This is a genomic window from Nonomuraea sp. NPDC050540 (genome assembly GCF_044457485.1).
Taxonomy (GTDB): domain Bacteria; phylum Actinomycetota; class Actinomycetes; order Streptosporangiales; family Streptosporangiaceae; genus Nonomuraea.
Genome location: NZ_JBITHA010000018.1, coordinates 76,862 through 90,113, shown reverse-complemented (window position 1 = coordinate 90,113; position 13,252 = coordinate 76,862). Strand labels below are relative to the sequence as shown.

At 65.7% G+C, this 13,252-nt stretch carries 14 protein-coding genes; 1 reads left to right on the top strand and 13 read right to left on the bottom strand.

Annotated features, from left to right (window positions below):
• Window positions 1-65 precede the first annotated feature (65 nt).
• Window positions 66-860 (top strand): aldo/keto reductase, encoded by a 795-nt coding sequence (locus tag ACIBI5_RS43100; protein ID WP_397255903.1) that lies wholly within the window; start codon window positions 66-68, stop codon window positions 858-860.
• On the opposite strand, the gene ACIBI5_RS43095 is transcribed toward ACIBI5_RS43100, so the two are convergent.
• The 13 genes from ACIBI5_RS43095 to ACIBI5_RS43035 are packed head-to-tail and all read right to left on the bottom strand — an operon-like array spanning window position 847 to window position 13,241.
• Complete coding sequence (locus ACIBI5_RS43095) at window positions 847-1,389, bottom strand: hypothetical protein (protein WP_397255901.1); 543 nt, start codon at window positions 1,387-1,389, stop codon at window positions 847-849. The genes ACIBI5_RS43100 and ACIBI5_RS43095 overlap by 14 nt on opposite strands.
• Window position 1,390: 1 nt before the next feature.
• Window positions 1,391-2,419, bottom strand: coding sequence for a phosphotransferase (locus ACIBI5_RS43090; RefSeq protein WP_397255899.1), 1,029 nt, complete (start codon window positions 2,417-2,419; stop codon window positions 1,391-1,393).
• Window positions 2,412-3,875 carry a hypothetical protein gene (locus tag ACIBI5_RS43085; RefSeq protein WP_397255897.1) on the bottom strand — a complete coding sequence of 488 codons (1,464 nt, stop codon included), beginning with the start codon at window positions 3,873-3,875 and terminating at the stop codon, window positions 2,412-2,414. The genes ACIBI5_RS43090 and ACIBI5_RS43085 overlap by 8 nt, the downstream gene beginning before the upstream one ends.
• A gap of 8 nt (window positions 3,876-3,883) precedes the next feature.
• A complete protein-coding gene (locus tag ACIBI5_RS43080; protein ID WP_397255895.1) occupies window positions 3,884-4,909 on the bottom strand; it encodes a zinc-binding dehydrogenase in 1,026 nt (341 codons plus the stop codon).
• Complete coding sequence (gene surE / locus ACIBI5_RS43075) at window positions 4,909-5,655, bottom strand: 5'/3'-nucleotidase SurE (RefSeq protein WP_397255893.1); 747 nt, start codon at window positions 5,653-5,655, stop codon at window positions 4,909-4,911. The genes ACIBI5_RS43080 and surE overlap by 1 nt, the downstream gene beginning before the upstream one ends.
• A 6-nt stretch (window positions 5,656-5,661) precedes the next feature.
• On the bottom strand, window positions 5,662-6,636 hold the full coding sequence (locus tag ACIBI5_RS43070) for a TIGR03621 family F420-dependent LLM class oxidoreductase (protein WP_397255891.1): 975 nt from the start codon (window positions 6,634-6,636) through the stop codon (window positions 5,662-5,664).
• Window positions 6,629-7,369 carry a class I SAM-dependent methyltransferase gene (locus ACIBI5_RS43065; RefSeq protein WP_397255889.1) on the bottom strand — a complete coding sequence of 247 codons (741 nt, stop codon included), beginning with the start codon at window positions 7,367-7,369 and terminating at the stop codon, window positions 6,629-6,631. Before ACIBI5_RS43065 ends, ACIBI5_RS43070 begins: the two co-directional genes overlap by 8 nt.
• A 23-nt stretch (window positions 7,370-7,392) precedes the next feature.
• Entirely contained in the window at window positions 7,393-8,661 is a 1,269-nt protein-coding gene (locus ACIBI5_RS43060) for a DegT/DnrJ/EryC1/StrS family aminotransferase (protein WP_397255887.1), read from the bottom strand.
• Window positions 8,658-9,143, bottom strand: coding sequence for a hypothetical protein (locus tag ACIBI5_RS43055; RefSeq protein ID WP_397255885.1), 486 nt, complete (start codon window positions 9,141-9,143; stop codon window positions 8,658-8,660). The genes ACIBI5_RS43060 and ACIBI5_RS43055 overlap by 4 nt, the downstream gene beginning before the upstream one ends.
• Before the next feature lie 30 nt (window positions 9,144-9,173).
• Window positions 9,174-10,235 carry a Gfo/Idh/MocA family protein gene (locus ACIBI5_RS43050; RefSeq protein WP_397255883.1) on the bottom strand — a complete coding sequence of 354 codons (1,062 nt, stop codon included), beginning with the start codon at window positions 10,233-10,235 and terminating at the stop codon, window positions 9,174-9,176.
• On the bottom strand, window positions 10,184-10,456 hold the full coding sequence (locus ACIBI5_RS43045; RefSeq protein ID WP_397255881.1) for a hypothetical protein: 273 nt from the start codon (window positions 10,454-10,456) through the stop codon (window positions 10,184-10,186). The genes ACIBI5_RS43050 and ACIBI5_RS43045 overlap by 52 nt, the downstream gene beginning before the upstream one ends.
• Entirely contained in the window at window positions 10,453-11,394 is a 942-nt protein-coding gene (locus ACIBI5_RS43040) for a radical SAM protein (RefSeq protein WP_397255878.1), read from the bottom strand. The genes ACIBI5_RS43045 and ACIBI5_RS43040 overlap by 4 nt, the downstream gene beginning before the upstream one ends.
• On the bottom strand, window positions 11,391-13,241 hold the full coding sequence (locus ACIBI5_RS43035; RefSeq protein ID WP_397255876.1) for a S9 family peptidase: 1,851 nt from the start codon (window positions 13,239-13,241) through the stop codon (window positions 11,391-11,393). The genes ACIBI5_RS43040 and ACIBI5_RS43035 overlap by 4 nt, the downstream gene beginning before the upstream one ends.
• Between the last annotated feature and the right edge of the window lie 11 nt (window positions 13,242-13,252).

The window sequence follows — 13,252 nt, the reverse complement described above, 5'->3', positions numbered from 1 at the left end:
CATAATGCGGAAAGTTTTCGCAGAGGCATACGGGGGGACTTGTGCGAAGAGATATTGGATTGGGATTGCTGGGGCTGTCCATAGAGGGGCGCCCCTCTCTGGCGAAGGCGGTCGGTGTGATTCGTGCGGCGTTGGAGGGAGGCGCGCGACTGCTGGACACAGCCGATGTGTACGGCATTGCCGGTGCCCCGCCGGGATACTCAGAAATCCTGGCGGCGAAGGCAGTGCGTGGCTTTCGTGGTGAGGTGGTCCTGGCCGCCAAAGGCGGTATCGTTCGCGGGACGAATGGAGCACGTCGTCCGGACGGACGCGCCGGACACGTCCGCGAGGCCTGTACGGCGTCCCTGACGCGCCTTGGCGTTGAGCAGATCGACTTGTATCAGCTTCATCGGCCTGATCCAGACGTGCCGTTCAGCGAATCGGTCGGATGCCTACGAGAACTCCTCGAGGAGGGGTTGATCAAAAGGGCAGGCATCAGCAACGTCACTGTTGCTCAGATCGAAAGGGCGCGCACCCTGCTGGCGCCCTTTCCACTCGGGTGCGTGCAGAACGAGTTTTCGGTTTTCAATCGCGTGCACCAGCCCGAACTCGACTACTGCACCGAGCACGGCATTCCCTTTCTGGCATGGGCGCCGCTCGGTGGGCAGGCCGCGGCCGGACAGTTGAGCGACCTGAAGCCCGTGCTCCGCGAAACCGCCAGGCGCCATGGCGTCTCGGCGCATCAGGTGGCGTTGGCCTGGCTTCTCGCCAAGGGGCCGACCGTGATTCCTGTCGTCGGCGCCCGGCGCGTCGCCACGATCCTGGATTCGCTCGCGGCTGACCGAATCGCACTTCCCCCGGAAGCGATCAGCCTTGTGTGAGCGCCCCACTGGCATCGATCCATCCGATGCGGGTGAGGATCGCGCAGGCGAGCTCGGGAAGTTTCACACCGTCCGTGGGGAAGACATGATCGGCGACATCACTGTCGTCGAACCAGGTACTCAGGTACTCGGCCCGCTTGAGCAGCGAGTCCAGTGACGATCCGGTCTCGCGCTGACGCAACCGCCGGTGAAGTGTGTCCCGGCTGGCGGCGAGCCGGCAGACCACAAACTCGGGGTCGGGCAGCGCCTCGCGGATCCGGTCCAGGTAGTCGCGGGTCTCCACGACGCGGTTCAGCACCAGCCGCTGCGCGCCGTTGCTCTCATAGTTCCGCCAGACGTCGCGCAGGTTGGTCAAAGCGACCTCATCGTTAAAGGAGTCGCCTGCGGGAAAGGGGTAAGACAGGCAGAGCGCGTCCAGGTCCACGGCCGCGTGGGGAATATCGCGAGCCGCCAGCTGGTCGTAGATCTCCTCAGTGACGGCACTCTTTCCGACGCCGGGAGGTCCGGTCACGACCAGAACGGGAAGCATGCTATTCCTTTCCGTCAACGTACGTTCGCAGTACGTCATGCCATCGGTTGTCGTCACGCAGAGCGCGGAAAGTGGTGACTGAGAAGCTGTCGGTGACGCCCTGGTGGAAGGCGTTCCTACGGCGGAGGCCGGTGACGTACTCACTGCCGGACGCGCCGAGGTAGCACATGAGGAAGTACGGTAGCAGCGATCTTTCCGTGTACGTCAGCGGCCGATGCCGGTGGTAGGTGGCCACGAGCCTGCCTGCCCGCCGAGTATCGAGCAGTCGGTGCTCGTCGAGCCCCCATGAGGTGATGAGCGAGCACAGGTCATAGATTCTGTGCGATTCCAGGCAATCGTCGAAGTCGAGGAGCGCCGTCAGCCGGCCCTTGTCGTCGACCAGGACGTTTGTTTCGTTGATGTCCGCGTGCACCAGTCCTGTCGGAAGGTCAGCCGCCGATCGGATCGCGCTCGCGAGTTCGGACCGCACGGTGTCCAGGTCTCCCAGGAACCCGGACATGCCGGCGATCGTCGCGACGTCCTCCCACTCCCGCGCCCTCGTGAGGAACTCCGTCACACGACGCAGCGGATCACCGCGTTGCCGTCTCTTTCCGGGCAATGCCACATTCCACGTGAGCCGATGCAACCGGGCCAGCTGGGCGGCGATCTGGCATCCTAGATTCAGGTCGAACGAGCCGAAGCCGCCCGGCCGGGATTCTGGCCGCTTTCCGGGCAGGTAGCCGAAGACGGCCACTGGGCGTCCGGCGACGAACCGGAAGAGGTCCTTGGCGTGGGAACGGATCAACGGAGGCGTGGGAAAGCCCTTGCTGCTCAGATACTCGACCGCACTCAGTTCGTAGACCAGGTCCGCATGATCCGTCGTGCGACGATAGTGCCGGACGACGAGACGCTGCGTGCCTTCTTCGAGCAGATAGTTGTCGTTGATCAGGCCACCCGGCAGGCGTGTCATCTCAGCCGTGCGGGCATCGATGCCCCAGGCCGTCGCGAACTCGCTCCACGTACCCTCAAGCATCAGAACCGGCTCAGACATAGCTGAACCACACCGGAGCCGCCGCTTGGTGTGACGGGCGCCGCCGCCGGGGGCCCTGGCCTGCCCACGCGGCCCGGACGTTATCCAGCGCCTCGCGCAGGCCGGTGATGTTCAGGATCCGCACCTGCTCGCCGTCGAGGTCCCAGTCCTGTTCGCCGAGCCCGAGCAAACCGAAGGTGATCACCGCCTGTCTCCGGGCGGCTTCCTGGTTCTTTCGCACCTCCGCGATGGTGCGCCAGCGATCGGTGAGTTCGGCTTCGAATCGATGGACGTTATCCGCCGAGATACGGGCGGTGAACTGGGCGCCACTGAGCAGTGCGGGAAGATCTTTTTCGACGAGGTTCTGCAGGGTCTCGTTGGAGTAGAAGTTCCGGTAGTTGCCTGCGCGGTCGTAGGGCGAGATACCGTCGTTGGCCTGCAGTAGCCACCGGCGTGGCGAGCCCTCGGCGCGCTGGCGGGTCAGCTCCACGGTGTGAGTCTGGGCCGCGACGCCGTTGCCGGTTACGGTGCCTCTGATGATGGAGACCTTCTCCCCTATGTCGGCGTCGTTGCCGAGCCAGCGGTCCGGTGTGTAGCCGCGGATCATCGCATACGCTTCGGCGGTGAATGCGGTGTTCCACCCGTTGGTCGCCACTCGGTTCCAGCGGAAGTCGAAGTCGGGGTTGAACTCCGCACGCAGCTGGGGCAGCCGGAAATAGCTTTCCGTGATGTTCCAGCTACGTCGCATGACCGTCACCAGATCATTGGACGTGTAGATCCAGGGACAGCGATCTGTTCCACCGCGGACCGCGTCGAGCTCAGGTCGGCGATCAAGGGTCTCCAACTGGGTCCACAGTTGCCGAGGGTCCGTCCAGACGAGATCCGCGTCCTCGGCCGCCATATAGAGCGGCCAGCGGTAACGTCGTCGGGAAAGGGCGCGGAAGACGATCAGGTCCACGAGGTACCGGCACGCCAGCGTGAGCGGGCATGGTGCGCCTTTCGGGAAGCGGATGTCGATGACGTGGACATTCGTGAGGCCATGACGAACGCAGTGGTCGCGCACCAGGCTTGCCGTACTGTCGAATTCTTCGCCCTCGAAGACATTGTTGAGAATCAGAATCTCATAGGCCTCCGGGCGTAGCGGGGCGAAGCCGGAGTCCGTCTGCTCGGTCAAGAGCCTGACTGTCTCGCCGATCGACTGGGCCTCGTACCGGGAGGGGATGAAGACGGCGATCCTGCAGTCCTCGCTCATGGCAGGGCAGAGTGCCGCCATCGATTCGACCTCGTCGCGATGCGGTCGCGGAACTGTCTCCCAGTAATCGCGCAGCCTGCGCAACTCCCGTTCTGCGTCGCGCCGCGGGCGCCGGCCCTGCCGATCCAGCAGCGGGGAGCCCGGTCCTGCCACGTGTACGTATGGGTCGAACTCCGCTCCTCGTTCCTGCAGGAACGCGTAGTGCTCTTCCAGCGACTTGGGCATGTGACCTCTTAGATCCCGTGGTGGCGCAACAGCACCTTGATGGAGCCGGAAGACTTGTCCGCGGCCAGTGCGAAGGCCTTGGCTGCCTCCCGGACAGGAAGAATGTGGGAGACGACCTCTTCAGCCCGCAGGCGACCGCTCGCCAGCATCGCCACAGACGCCGCCATGTCATCCCGCCGGTCGCACGCGTAGGTGTTACTGCCCTTGAGCGCGGCCTCTTTCGTGATGAGCAGGCGGGTGTTCACCGGCACCGATTCTTCGTGTTCGCCGAGTAACGCCACCACGCCGCCCGGCCGTACGAGGCGGACGGCGGTGTCGATGGCATGCGCTCCTTCTGCGGCGACCACGACACCGTCCGCCCAGTTCTCTGGCGCGTCCCCGGCGGTGACCGTCTGCGCGCCGGCGAGCGCGGCGGCTGCCTCTTGGTGGGGATAACGTGCCAGCATGAGCAGGGCCGACACGCCCAGCAACCGCCCCACGCGCAGCGACAACTGGCCCAGCGTCCCTCCGCCGATCACGGCCAGCCGTCCCTGGAGCGGGGGTCCCGCGTTCTCGGGGGTACGGTCGCCGTATGCCGTCAGCACCGCGCGATGTGCGACGGCGACCGGCTCTGCGAGGGCTGCGCAGTGCCCGAGCCCTGGTGGTATCGCCATGACGGCCGACGCCATGACGGTGGCTGTGCCCGCGAAACCCCCATGGCCGTTCTCCGCCATCCACCTGCGATGCTGGCAAAGGTTGATGCGGCCGGAGAGGCAGCTCGCGCAACCGCCACAATGGGCGTAGGCGCGCGCGGTCACCCTCTGGCCGACGGACAAGCCACGAACTCCCTTGCCCAGACAGACAATCTCGCCGACAAGCTCGTGCCCCGAAGCCCGGCGTTGCCGCCGTGCCCGAGGGTCCAGGTAGTGCCGGACATCGGTTCCGCAGATCCCGGCGTACGCGGTTTTGATGCTGACCTGCCCTCTTACGGCCTTTGTGGCGGGAAGGGTTCTCACCTCGACCCTTCGTGGGCCGATACGGAGTACGGCCAGCATCAGGTGGCCCTCAGGCTCAGACGAGCGGACAACTCCTTGCTCAGGGTCGAGCAGTCGCCCACCGCCCGATACCCGGCCAGGCGGGTCACCGTGACATAGCGATCCTCGAGCTGTGCTTCGTCCGACTCCGGGGGTGGTGTGGCCGGGTGGTCGCGCTGGATGGTGCCGTCGCCGTGATTGATCGACATCACCCTGAACGGGGCCAGTGCGGCAGGACGGACCCCGTTGATGTCGCCGAGCTCCAGATTGGGGACGTTTACGTTGAGGACTTGGGGTCTTCGTTCTTCGCCGAGCAGGGCCGCCGCCTCGATCGCCACCCGGACTCCGCTGTACACCCGCCACAGGGCTCCGCGGATCTGGCTGACCGCGACGGCGGGGATGCCAAACTGCGCCGCGACCAGAGCCGCCCCTACCGTACCCGAGTAAAGTATGTGCCGCCCGGTGTTGGCTCCGAAGTTCACGCCGGAAACGACTAGATCAGGCGGGGCGCCAAAGGCGCCAAGACATGCTGCGGACACGATGTAGCCCGGTGTACCGGCGACTGCCCAGATGGACGGTTCGTCGTCGAGGTTGCGGATCCGTACGGGGGAAGAGGCAGGGGGAGCGCCCAACCAGGCGCCACATCCGCTGACGTCGCCGTCAGGGACGGCCACCACCACCTCCGCGTCCAGGGACTTCAAGCCGGATAGGAGGGGCGCGACGCTCTCCGAGTCGACGCCGTCGTCATTGGTCACCAGTATCCGCACGCTGCGTCACCCACCCATTTCTACGAGCGGTTCAAGGGGTTCGCCACTGAGTTGCCGCACCACGGGGGCGAACGTCTCAAGGGCGCCGCTGTGCACCACCCAGTACGAGATTCCGAGCTCCGCGCCATGCCTGCGGATCTGATCGCAGATGTCCTCGACCTCGCCGACCAGGACCAGGGGGGACCGTCCGGCCTCGCTCGGGCTCAGGCCCAGCATCGGTGCGGCGACCGAGTCCAATACCTCGTTCCTTTCCTTGGTCACCGTGGCGAGGAACGTCTGGCACTGGATCTGCTTACGCGCCAGCCCTTGCATGGTCAGGCGGTCGACCAGAAGCCGCCGGCGGTCGAGAAACCTCTCGAACGAGGACGACGGTCCGGTCTCCGGGCCGACCGCCCCGGAGAACATTGTGGCGCTCACGCCGATGATGTCGGCCATGTCCGCCGCCAGGCTGAGCATTTGCCGTCCGCCGCCGCCCATCATCAGCAGCGGCTGGGCGGTCCTCGGACGGGGCTCCGGCTTGGCGCCCTTGAAGTGGTAGAACTCCCCGGAGAAGGTGACCGGCTCGTCCCCTGCCGACCACAGCGACCGCAGGATGTGCACGTACTCGGCAAGTCGGCGGATCCGGACGGCGCCGGTTTCCAGCATCACCCCAGTGCGCTCGAAGTCCTTGAACATCCATCCCGCGCCCAGCCCGCATTCCACGCGGCCGTCGCTCATGAGGTCCAAGGTGGCGAGTTCCTTGGAGACAGTTACGGGGTTGCGTAGACAGCAGTTGAGCATGAGAGTCCCGAGCTTCAACTCCCGGGTGATGGCCGAAGCGGCGCCGAGCGCGGTGAACACACCCCACTGCCGGTCGGCGTGGTCGGGCATCAGCAGCGAAGAGTAGCCAAGGTCCTCTGCCTTCTTTACCGTGTCGGACCACTCGGCGGCGTTCCACGCGCGGCCTACCTGGACGCCGAATCTGAACCGTGCCTCAATCATCAGACGAACCCGCCTTGGTGTAGCGCAGCATCCGCTGGCCTCGTGGGTGGGGATATTCGGCCTGCTCGTACAACCGGAGCTCCAGGCCTTGTTGCTGTGCGATACCGCTGAACAGGGACAGCGGATGGCGGAAGTTGGTGCCGACGAAGTTGCGCCACTCCGCGCCCAGGAAACAGGTCACGTAGAAGCGCCCTCCGGGCTTGAGCCTGGACACTGCCCGGCCGATCAGCGCTGCGACATCGGCGGCGGGCATGTGTACCACCACGCTGTGCGCCAGGATGACGTCGAAGGATCGCTCGGGCAGCCGTGGGTCGACCGGGTCCAGAAACTCCAGCGTGGGCTCCTTGCCCGCCAGCCCCTCACTCCTGACCAACTGGCGGGCGGCGTCCAGGAGAACCAACGATATGTCGACGCCCACGTAGCTCCCGGGATTCAGGTACCCGATGATGTGACGCCCGCCGCGAAGGCTCCCGCAGCCGTAGTCCAGCAGGCTGTCGGTAACGCCTAGCCCCTGCGCTCTGAGGAACTCCAATTGCAGCGGGCCGACCTCGTTCCATAGTCCCCCCACCGCGAGGGCCGGGTTGGCGCTGCCCCGGCGGTCCATGAGGGCCGCATAAAACGACTGGTAGGACATCTTGCGGTGCTGGAAGCGCAGCGCCAGCACCTCATAGGTCTTGCGACGGGTCAGCAGCCGCGTGGCGCTCCGGACCTTTGCCAGAATGCCGCTGTCCAAGATCACTCCTCAGGATCGTCCGATCATGGACGGTAGGCTCCGTACTCCTCGGCCGCGCCCTTCGCCGGCTCGGGGTTGTCCACGATGAACTCCCACACCTTCTTCACCGCCTCGGCCGCGAGCCGGGCGTCGTCCACACCGACACCCGGACCCGTTTCGAGGTCGAGCAGCACAGCGTGCTCGGCCTCGGCATTTGGGCAAGCCGGCTGTCCGGCGGCTGGCCGGCCCGCTCGCTCCGCGACCTGAGCCGTCCGCTGGACGATCCAGGGAATCTGGTGTGCGAGCGGGTGCGGCGGCTTGGCGCTCACGTTCTCCTTCTCGATCGCCGCGACGAACCAGTCCCGCAGAGGTGCGAAGGCAGGTGGCAGCCGGACCAGCTTGCGGTAGAAGCCGGGACGGTCCCTATCGCCGAACGGTTCAACGGCGTCGAACAGGACCAGACCGCTGTCGTGAAGGACCTCGTCGAAGATGGTGGCCGCGGCCTTCCGCGCATCGAGCTCCCGCCCCAGATCGGCCAGGCCCTGCCTGCCGGCGATGGCCGAAAACTCGGGGAGCGCGTAGGAGAATCCTTGTCGGACGGGACCACCCCAGTCGTTGTTCTTCCCCCGGTTGACGAGCTGGCGCAGGATGCGTTCGGCCGCGGGGTCCCGGGCCATGACCACGCCCCCTTCGCCGACCGAGATATGGTGACGCGGCGAGGCCAGGCTGTAGCAGCCGAAGTCTCCCATGGTGCCCACCAGGTGCCCGTTGACCACCGCGCCGTGGGCCTGACTGCAGTCTTCGATCAGGGCGATGCCGCGCGATGACAGCTGGGCACGTAGGTCCGCAACATCCATGGGGACGCCGTAAAGGTGTACCACCATGACAGCACGGGTGTGCTCGGTGACCAGATCCAGGATCCGCTGGGCGGATGGGAGGATGGAGCGCGGCTCGGAGTCGTACAGCACGGGGATCGCCCGTTCCTGCAGGATCGCCGAGATGGCGCTGAAGTAGCACACAGTGGGCGCCACGACCTCATCGCCGTCGGAAACGCCGGCTGCGACCAAGGCCGCGTGCAGAGCAGAGGTGCCGGAATTGACCGCCACCGCCACGGGGACTCCGTGATAGGCGGCGAATTCGGCCTCGAAAGTACTCGTTTCCTGTCCGCCGTACCATTCGGCCAGCATGGAGTCGGTGACCAGGTGCTCGACGCGTTGCCTGGTCAACGCGTCGGCTGTGAAGGTCGGCCGCACCTTGGCTGGCCGGTGGGGCTTGCCGCCGAAATATGCCAGCCGTTCGTCGGGACGACTCACTTTTCGCCTTTCTCATTCGACAGGAGCTCGCCAAGGACGGACGCGAACAGATGGACGCAGTGGTCGGCCGTGGACCACCGGACGGTCGTGCACCGCGTGACAGAGTCCAAGCCGACGACGAGACTGCTGCAATCGGTGCCCTCTTCGATGAGGAGCAGCACGGGCACCTTGAGCGCCGAAGCCCAGCCGAGTTCGATGTGCACCCCACCGGAGATCGGCACGCCGGGTATCGCCACAAGCAGGGCGGCCGTGCTCACCCCTTCGAAGTCGAGCGGGACGCACGTTTCCGGCGGCATCCATTCGCTGCCCCACGCCTCGCGGCGGTGCGCGTTGTAGACCTTCTTGCCGTGTTGTTCGACCACCTTGATGAGGCGCTCCAGCAGAAGTTGCCTCTCTGGTTGGAGCGCGCCCACCTCTGGATCCATCCAGCTCGCGAACGGCGCCGCCAAGAAGACATGGCCGCCTGGGGCAGTTGCGGTCATCGGCTGTCCTTTCCCTACTGAGTCGTTTCCCTACTGAGTCGTTGGCCCGCTGTCCGTGAGGAGTGATACGCGCTGGCGCGTCCGCGCCGATCGTTCGGCGGCGAAGAGGAAGCCGCTCGCCGCGGACGCACTTTCCACCGCCGTCGGGAAGCTCTCAGTGCGGGGGCCACGCAGCCAGCCGGCCAGGTCGATGTAAAGGCTTCGTTGCGCCGACTCGTCGTCGCGATACCATTCCGTGGCTCCCTCGAGCCGGCGCACGCCGCTGACAAGGGTGTAACCCTTGTTCACGGTCACGTCGAGCCAGCCCTCCGTGCCACGGGCATGCACGACGAGGGCGTTCCACGGTGCGTCCTCGTCTCCGCGGACCAGCGGCGCCACCGCGCCGTGGACCAGATGCATCCTGGCCGCGCCGAGGCCTGCGACGGCGATCAGCTCGGCCGGAGTCTCCCGCGGGCCGTGCCGTTCAATACCGCATGCTGCCGCCAGCACCCATCGAGGTGCCGGGACGCCCGCGAGCGAGGCGATCTCAAGGCCGAGGGAGATGACGTGTTCCCCCTGCTCGAACGGTGCGAACCTGGTGCTGAGCCGTACCTCCGCCAGCTCGCCGAGCCACCCTGCGCCTACGTACCTCAGCAGCTTGCGCCAGTGCGGCATCCATCGGTACTGCGTGTTGACGAAGACGGGAGTGGACCGCCCGATCTCCTGAAGGTCCGCCAGGTCGCTCGGCGTGAGCGCGATCGGCTTCTCCACGAGTACGGCCGGGCATCCCGCCGAGACGAGCGCGCGCACCAGCTCAGGCCTGCTCTGCGGCGGTATGGCCAGTACCACGAGCTCCGGCTGGAGCGCGGTGCACGCTTCCACCGGATCCTCGAAGGCGTGAGTGTCCGCCAGGCGCATCGACGCTGCGAGCTCGCGCGCTCTGACCCCGTTGACGTCGCAGAGCCCGGCGAGCAGGTACTGCCCCGAACTGAGTTGCGCCTTAAGGTGAGCCTTCGCGCGTCGGCCGCATCCGACATGGAGGACACGGATCCCGCCGGATGTCAAGGAAGCAGCCCCATGCTCGGGGTGGCCCGGGTCAACTGCTCGGCCCACTGCTTGGCTGTGCGGGATGACGCGTAGGCCGCTTCGTCGGGGCGAGCGCCGAACTCGCACACCAGAAGGCTCCAGCACTCGAACAGTTCAAGGGGGTCGACCCCGGCGTCGCCGTAGAGGTCGTCGTTCGGCCGGATGCCGTCGGGAAGGTTCCTGCGGGGGTATTCGGAGATGAGGTCGATCACTCTGCGCACGGCGAGTTCTGTGGTTGTGCCGGTCATCTCAACGCCTCAATCCTGTTGCGAAGGAACAGGTTCATTTCGCGCGAGGCGTCGTCGCAGCCGGCACACGCACCGTGCCGGCCTGTCCCGCATAGCGCCTTGACGCCGGCGGCGCGCGAGGAGCCGAAGACGTCCGGCCATCGTCGTTCGAGGAGGCTTCCCCAGGAACGATCGGTGTACGCGAGCATGTTGCAGCCGTAGACCTCGCCGCTGACCCCGTCGACGTAAACGGTGAACTCGGGGACCTGACAGGGACTCGCATGGTGCTCCTGCTTGGCGGCTACCAGCCGAGTGCCAAGAGAGCGGCAGCGTGCTGTCAGGGAGTCCAACGCTTCGTCGAAGGCCGCCTTCTGCGCAGGGGACGGCGCCAGAAGGTCGTGGCCGCGCACCGGGATCAGATGCCACCAGGTGGGTGGCGCGCTGAGCTCAGCGAACATTGATGCCATCGCAGCGAGATGTTCGATGTTCAGGCTCTGCACCACAGTATTGACGCCCCATACGAGGTCCGACCGGGCGATGGCGTCGATACCCGGCTTGATCCGTTCGAAGCTGTTGCGCACGCCACGGATGTCCTCGTGAACTCCGCCCACACCATCGAGTGAGAGGACGATCTCCGCCAGTCCGGCTGCGATCAGGGAGTCGAGCCTGCGCGCCACCAGAAGGCCGTTGCTGATCACCGAGGGTCGGGTGCCGTGCTCGGCGACGATGCTGATCAGCTCGGGCAGCCTGCGGTACATCAACGGTTCGCCGCCGGTGAAGCGGATGTACTCCGGTGGCGCGCTGAGAATCTCACCAAGGAGCGAGAGATAATGGGCAGAGGGCCTGTCGTTCTTCGGCAACTCCCAGCAGTCGCACATATTGCAGCGCAGATTGCAGTTGTCGAAAAGTTTGAAATATATCAACTGCGGCGGCCGTGCGGCAGGTGGTGAGTCCTTCATGACGCTTCACCCGGCAGAAAATCAAACACCCGGCCGTAGAAGGCGAACTCCTCGGAAAAGGCTCTGACGATGGTCTCCGGCTGCCGGAATCCGTGACCTTCGTTTTCGAAGGTGACCAGTTTGTGGGGGACATCGTTCGCCGACAGCGTGGCGGAGAGTCGCTCGGCCAGAACCGGCGGAACCGCCTTGTCGGCCAGTCCCTGAAGGAACAGGACCGGTTTCTTGATCTGCTGCGCCAAGTGCACGGGGGAACGCTTGCGGCGTTCTTCGACATCTTCCGGCCGTGAGCCCAGCATCGCGATCGCGTAGCCCCGCTCGAATTTCGTGGCCAGGGTGCCGATCCTGGTGGCGTCGGACTGCCCGTAATAGCTGACGGCGGCCCCGAACACGTCATGATGCACAAGCGCGGAGAGGGCGAGGAATCCACCCGCGCTCCACCCGCGGATCGCCAAGCGATCCCTGTCGGCCAGACCTCGATCCGCCAACTCCAGGGCGAGGTCCGCACAGTCCTCGACGTCAATGATCCCGTAGTGACCGATCAGCCGTTGGCGGTATTCACGGCCATATCCGGTGGAGCCGCTGTAGTCCATGTCCAGAACGGCGAATCCGCGGCTGGTGAAAAACTGAAGCTCCAGCTGCATCATGCCGTTCACATGCAAGGTGGGGCCGGCATGGCAGTTGACGAGCAACGGCGGCGCCTTGTCGGCCGGTCCGTGATGCGCGTCGTTCTTCGGCGGATAGTAGAGGCCGTGGCACTCCTGACCTCTTCGCCCCCTCACCGAAACCGCCACCGGCTCGGACAGCGCCGACTTCGGTACGGCCGCCGAGCCAGACGTGCGCAGACTTGTGATCTTCTCGTCGGAGACGGTGACGATCTCGTCCGCCATTGTCGGGCCGCCGCCGATGACCACGCAGCGGTCCCCGGCAGCGCAAATGTAGGCACGGAACGCGCGGTGCGGCAGATCGATCTGCCGGAGGGCGTCGTTCTCGATGACCCCCAGAGAGAGAAAGGGCCCTTTTCCGAAGAGGCACATGATCCTGCCGTCTTCTAGGAAGGTGTAGGTGCTCAGGCCCATGGCCCACATGGGATAGCCGAACTCCGCTTCCACGGAGGCGAGCGGCACCTGCGTCCCGCCAGAGACGCGATACAGGTTCCACCAGTTGGTCCGGTCGCTGACGAAGTGAAGGAGGCCGGCCGGGCTCCAGGACGGCTGGAAGACCGACTCGTCCTCACCGCCGGCGACCAGTTCGACGTCGCCGACCGTGCCGTCGGGGCTCAGACGTCCGACCATCAGTTCGGTCCCGTCCCACGGCATTCTGGGGTTGTCCCATTCCAGCCAGGCGATCTGCCGGCCATCCGGAGAGATCTTCGGCGCGGCATACAGATCCCGCCCCGAGGCGATGACCTGAGGCTCCGCGCTACCGTCTGTCGGCAGCAGCACGATCTCGTTGTGGACACACCCGGCCTCCCGGCGCTCACGGACACAGACGAGGGCCCGTCCGCCGGGAGCCACGTGCAGGTCCCCGTGCCGAACCGAGGATTCCGTCGTCGACTCCGGTGTGATCGGTTCCGGCTTTCCGTTGCTCACCATGCGGTAGATCCGCTGGTCGTCGAAATGGACGAAGTACAGATTCTCGCCCCGTGTCGCGAACGCCCCGCCCCCGAACTCGTGGACGAGAGACCGTACGTTGAAGGGCGTGGGCGTCAGGTCGCGAACCTCACCCGCGTCGTCGAGTCGACACAGCACCCTCCGTCCGTCTTCGTCGGGTCTGCGTTCCAGCCACATTGGTTCGCCCGCGTGCACTCCGACCGCGCTGAACGTCCTTCCCCCCTGGGCGACCATCATGGGAGTGATGG

What these genes read in the sequence shown, in the direction of transcription:
- ACIBI5_RS43085 (WP_397255897.1), bottom strand. Translation starts at nt 3,875, where the DNA reads ATGCCCAAGTCGCTGGAAGAGCACTACGCGTTCCTGCAGGAACGAGGA.
- ACIBI5_RS43045 (WP_397255881.1), bottom strand. Translation starts at nt 10,456, where the DNA reads ATGACCGGCACAACCACAGAACTCGCCGTGCGCAGAGTGATCGACCTC.
- ACIBI5_RS43040 (WP_397255878.1), bottom strand. Translation starts at nt 11,394, where the DNA reads ATGAAGGACTCACCACCTGCCGCACGGCCGCCGCAGTTGATATATTTC.
- ACIBI5_RS43095 (WP_397255901.1), bottom strand. Translation starts at nt 1,389, where the DNA reads ATGCTTCCCGTTCTGGTCGTGACCGGACCTCCCGGCGTCGGAAAGAGT.
- ACIBI5_RS43070 (WP_397255891.1), bottom strand. Translation starts at nt 6,636, where the DNA reads ATGATTGAGGCACGGTTCAGATTCGGCGTCCAGGTAGGCCGCGCGTGG.
- ACIBI5_RS43035 (WP_397255876.1), bottom strand. Translation starts at nt 13,241, where the DNA reads ATGATGGTCGCCCAGGGGGGAAGGACGTTCAGCGCGGTCGGAGTGCAC.
- ACIBI5_RS43055 (WP_397255885.1), bottom strand. Translation starts at nt 9,143, where the DNA reads ATGACCGCAACTGCCCCAGGCGGCCATGTCTTCTTGGCGGCGCCGTTC.
- ACIBI5_RS43090 (WP_397255899.1), bottom strand. Translation starts at nt 2,419, where the DNA reads ATGTCTGAGCCGGTTCTGATGCTTGAGGGTACGTGGAGCGAGTTCGCG.
- ACIBI5_RS43080 (WP_397255895.1), bottom strand. Translation starts at nt 4,909, where the DNA reads ATGCTGGCCGTACTCCGTATCGGCCCACGAAGGGTCGAGGTGAGAACC.